This is a genomic window from Nguyenibacter vanlangensis, from assembly GCF_013376155.1.
Classification (GTDB): Bacteria; Pseudomonadota; Alphaproteobacteria; order Acetobacterales; family Acetobacteraceae; genus Gluconacetobacter; species Gluconacetobacter vanlangensis.
Genome location: NZ_JABXXP010000274.1, coordinates 1 through 3,716, shown reverse-complemented (window position 1 = coordinate 3,716; position 3,716 = coordinate 1). Strand labels below are relative to the sequence as shown.

Sequence of the window (3,716 nt, the reverse complement as noted above, 5' to 3'; positions counted from 1 at the left end):
CCGTCGTGGTCCGGGGTCATCGGGGGCCGGGGCCATCACATTCGCACGACCTGGCGCGGCGCGGCGTATCGCCCCGGAGCGGCGGGCTTGCGGGGCGGGGCGGGGGTGAACATCTGCCCCGGCATCATTGTCTGGAGGGGAGCCGTGTCATGCTTGCCAGGGACATCATGACATCTTCGGTCATCGGAATCGCGCCGACCGATACGATCGACAAGGCGATGTCGGTGATGTTGTCGCGCGGGGTCAGCGGCTTGCCGGTCATCGCCGAGGACGGCGCGCTGCTGGGCATGCTGACCGAGGGCGACCTGTTGCGGCGCAGCGAGCTGGAGACCGAGCCCAGCCATTCCTGGCTGGGCGAATTGCTGCGCTCGCCCGGGCGGGCGGCGGCGGAATACGTGCATACCCACAGCCGTCACGTGGCCGACGTGATGACGGACGAGCCGGTGACGATCGCCCCGGACGCCAGCCTGCGCGAGGCGGTGGACGTAATGAGCAGCCGCCGGGTGAAGCGCCTGCCGGTGGTGGAGGATGGCCGGGTGGTGGGAATCCTGTCCCGGGCGGATGTGCTGCGCGCCCTGCTGCGGACCGTGCCGCGGGAGCCGGGTGCTGCGACGGATGCCGAGATCGAGCAGGAGATCGTCGCGGAATTTCAGCGTCAGGCCAAATGGGCGGGCGAGGATTTCGTGCATGTCAGCGTGCAGAACGGCGTGGTCGAACTGACCGGCACCATCATGGACGAGCGGCTGCGCACGGCCGCCCGCGTGGCGGCGGAAAATACCCGCGGCGTGGTGGCGGTCGAGGATCATCTGGTCGCGGTGCAGCCGATGACGGATGCGGCCATGCCGATGTCCATCTGAGCGGCACGGCGCCTGGCGGTGCCGGGTCAGGAACCGACGGCGAGGGCGCTGACGGTGGGGGCGCTGGAGGTGCTGGAGAGGGCGGTGAACCCCAGGCGGCCCAGATAGGCGAGGCGGGTGGCGGGCACGATGTCGCCGATATGCCCTTCCAGGATGCGGGCATAGCCGGTGATGGCGGTTTCGATCAGCGCGGAGCCGGCGGCGATGCCGGTGAACAGGGTCCCGACCTCGTCGCGCAGGTGCCATATGTCGCCGCGCAGGCAGGCATGTTCGGCATGGCGGAAGCCGGGGACGATGTCCTTCAGCACCGGGGTGAGGAGTTCGGTGGCGTCGATCGCATGGCGGACGAAGGCGTTGCATTGCTCGTCGGGCACGAAATAGCCGGCGGCGTCGCCCTGCAGCATCATCAGGCCGGGGCGCGGCTTCCTGTCCTGCAGCAGGCGGGTGCGCACCACGATCCGCTGGGTGTCCGATCCGGTTTCCGAGGTGACCAGGAGCGTGCCGACCGGCGTGGCCAGAAGGTCGGGCGTGACGCGCATACGCGACAGGGGAATGGTCGCCAGAATGATCATGTGCGCCTTCTTTTCGATCTCTATTTATGATCTCGGCCGTGTCGGGGCATAACCACCGGCGCGCATGGCGGTTGCATGGCGGCCGGAGGAGGCGTCGGGCGGTCAGCGCCCGGGACGATCCAGCATCAGGCAGGGCACGTCGCGATAGGTCGTCCGGCCGAAGATCCGGTAGCCGAGATGCTGGGCCAGGCGTAGGGATGGGGCGTTGTCGGGCTGGATGAGGCAGACCGTGCGTGCCGGCGCGTGGGTGCGCGCCAGCCAATCGTGGGCGGCGCGGACGGCTTCCTGCGCCAAGCCGCGCCCGTGGGTGGCGCGGGTCATGATCCATGCGGCCTCGGGCACGCCGTCGAAGTCCGGCCCGAGGCCGCGATGGAAATCGGCCAGTCCGACCTCGCCCAGGAAGCGGCCGTCGGCGCGGTCGGTGACCGCGAACAGGCCGTAGCCCAGCAACGCCCAATGGCCGGCATAGCGCAGCAGGCGGTTCCATGCGTCCTCACGCGTGGGGGCCGGGGCGGAGATGAAGCGGAACAGGTCGCGGTCGCGGAACATCGCGTACCAGTCTTCGAAATCCGCGATGCGGTGCGGGCGCAGGATCAGCCGGGATATTTCGATCATGGCGTGATGCCATCAGCCGCCGTGGCCGGTGTCAAGTGCGGCGTGAACGACGTTGCGATTCCATTCGGGTTTTTCGAAATCCCATCGGGTGTCCTGTCTCTTTCGCGTGATGCCGGGGGGCGGATCTTTAACGGCGCGGGGTGTGGATTACATCTCGGCCGTATCTCGGGCTGGGGAGGTTGGCCGTGTTGCAACTTATGGAGCCGCATCGCGCGTTCAAATGGGAACGGCGGGCGGTGCCGTCCGTGCTCGATCAGGTCGGCATGGCGTTGTTGATCCTGTTTACCATCGGCTGCGTGATCCTGTTGCTGATCCTGGGCTAGCGGACGCGCCGGTGGCTTGAGGGTGGTGGTTCGGGCATCGGGAATGCCCGTTTTTTGGAAAGCATGATGAAGAAGCGGTCCTTGCGCGCGGCGCTGTGCCTCGCGCTGATGGCTGGCCTGGCCGCCTGTGCGGAGAATGGGCCGGAGACGGTCTGGTACAATTATGATGCAGCGACTTATGAGGGGGTGCCGGGATATTGGTCGTACGGGTACTGGCCGTACGGGTACTATTCTTACGGGTATTGGCCTTATGGTTCCGGGCCGTTCGTGGTCATCGTGCCGCGCGAGCATGAGCGGTTCGAACGGTTCGAACATCGTGGCATGGTGGGACGTCCCTTCATGCACGGTGGCATGACCCATGGCGATATGGTCCATGGAGGGGCGGCCCATGGTGGGATGGCCCATGGGGGCGGCGGCCATCCGGTGCATTTCGTCCAGCCGGAACAGTAATGACCGGGGAGCGGGAGCCGGCGGGTGGAGTGCATGTCCGCCGGACGGGGCGTCAATATTCCGGCTTCTCGCCCTTTGCCGGGATCGAGGTCGGGGTGCCGGGGGTGCCGGAATACGTGATGAGCAGCACCGTGCGCGTGTCGCCGGACGCGCCGCGATGGACGTCGTTCACGGATTCGGCAAAGGATTCCCCGGTATGGAATATCCGGGATTTTCCGGTTTCGCGGTCGGTGATGGTCAGTTGGCCTTCGAGCACGTAGCCGGCATTGGGAACCGGATGTTCGTGCCAGGGCAGGGCGGTGTGCGGCGGGATGATCAGGCGGATCATCGTCAGTTGCGGCCGTGTCGTCGGGTAATGGGTGTAGGCGGTGCCGTTCCAGGAATGATCGGCCTGCAGCAGGATGTCGCGATGGCCGGTGGCCACCGTCTGGGCGTGGGCCGGGGCGGCCAGGGATGTCATGACGAATGGCAGGGCGAATGGTAGGGCGAATGGCAGGGCGCGCATGGCCATGCGGGTGCGTGCTGTCATGTGGGACCTCCTGGACGCGATGGTGCCCACGATGGTGCCTGAGCGGGGAGGGGCCGCAGGTTAAAAAATCCTCCATTCCGTTCACGGGTTTGCGTGAGGATCTGCTCTAGCTCAGCGTCATGAGCGAGGCGTTGCCGCCGGCGGCGGCGGTGTTGATGCTGAGCAGCCGTTCTTCCAGCAGCCATTCGGGCAGGGGGCCGTCCGGCGTCAGGGTATGGATGGTGACGATCGGGCCGCTGTCGCCGCCGAGGCGGTTCAGGGTTGCCAGGGCGTCCGCAAGGGTGGGGCTGCCGGGTTCGGCCAGGATGAGGGCGGGGAGGGCGGCGCCCGGTGTGCCGAGCAGCGCGGCCAGGGCGTCGGGATCCGGCAC

General features: G+C 67.3%; 7 protein-coding genes. 3 read left to right on the top strand and 4 right to left on the bottom strand.

Annotated features, from left to right (window positions below):
- The first annotated feature begins 149 nt into the window (after positions 1-149).
- Positions 150-857: a CBS domain-containing protein gene (locus tag HUK84_RS12270; RefSeq protein ID WP_176640545.1), complete on the top strand. Its 708-nt coding sequence runs from the start codon at positions 150-152 to the stop codon at positions 855-857.
- A gap of 26 nt (positions 858-883) precedes the next feature.
- On the opposite strand, the gene HUK84_RS12265 is transcribed toward HUK84_RS12270, so the two are convergent.
- Both HUK84_RS12265 and HUK84_RS12260 read right to left on the bottom strand, forming a co-directional pair.
- Positions 884-1,429, bottom strand: a complete 546-nt coding sequence (locus HUK84_RS12265) for a hypothetical protein (RefSeq protein WP_176640544.1) — start codon at positions 1,427-1,429, stop codon at positions 884-886.
- A 102-nt stretch (positions 1,430-1,531) separates the two neighbouring features.
- Positions 1,532-2,044, bottom strand: a complete 513-nt coding sequence (locus HUK84_RS12260; protein ID WP_176640543.1) for a GNAT family N-acetyltransferase — start codon at positions 2,042-2,044, stop codon at positions 1,532-1,534.
- Between the two features lie 185 nt (positions 2,045-2,229).
- On the opposite strand from HUK84_RS12260, the gene HUK84_RS12255 reads away from it, so the two are divergent.
- Positions 2,230-2,367: a hypothetical protein gene (locus tag HUK84_RS12255; protein WP_176640542.1), complete on the top strand. Its 138-nt coding sequence runs from the start codon at positions 2,230-2,232 to the stop codon at positions 2,365-2,367.
- Positions 2,368-2,433: 66 nt separating this feature from the next.
- On the top strand, positions 2,434-2,817 hold the full coding sequence (locus HUK84_RS12250) for a hypothetical protein (RefSeq protein ID WP_176640541.1): 384 nt from the start codon (positions 2,434-2,436) through the stop codon (positions 2,815-2,817).
- A gap of 52 nt (positions 2,818-2,869) precedes the next feature.
- On the opposite strand, the gene HUK84_RS12245 is transcribed toward HUK84_RS12250, so the two are convergent.
- Positions 2,870-3,346: a cupin domain-containing protein gene (locus tag HUK84_RS12245; RefSeq protein WP_374729329.1), complete on the bottom strand. Its 477-nt coding sequence runs from the start codon at positions 3,344-3,346 to the stop codon at positions 2,870-2,872.
- A 106-nt stretch (positions 3,347-3,452) separates the two neighbouring features.
- On the bottom strand, positions 3,453-3,716 hold a 264-nt coding region (locus tag HUK84_RS12240; RefSeq protein WP_176640540.1), incomplete at its 5' end, for a hypothetical protein.

Excerpts from the sequence above, each read along its gene's own strand:
- HUK84_RS12260 (WP_176640543.1), bottom strand. The coding sequence starts at position 2,044 with ATGATCGAAATATCCCGGCTGATCCTGCGCCCGCACCGCATCGCGGAT.
- HUK84_RS12245 (WP_374729329.1), bottom strand. The coding sequence starts at position 3,346 with ATGACAGCACGCACCCGCATGGCCATGCGCGCCCTGCCATTCGCCCTA.
- HUK84_RS12265 (WP_176640544.1), bottom strand. The coding sequence starts at position 1,429 with ATGATCATTCTGGCGACCATTCCCCTGTCGCGTATGCGCGTCACGCCC.
- HUK84_RS12250 (WP_176640541.1), top strand. The coding sequence starts at position 2,434 with ATGAAGAAGCGGTCCTTGCGCGCGGCGCTGTGCCTCGCGCTGATGGCT.
- HUK84_RS12270 (WP_176640545.1), top strand. The coding sequence starts at position 150 with ATGCTTGCCAGGGACATCATGACATCTTCGGTCATCGGAATCGCGCCG.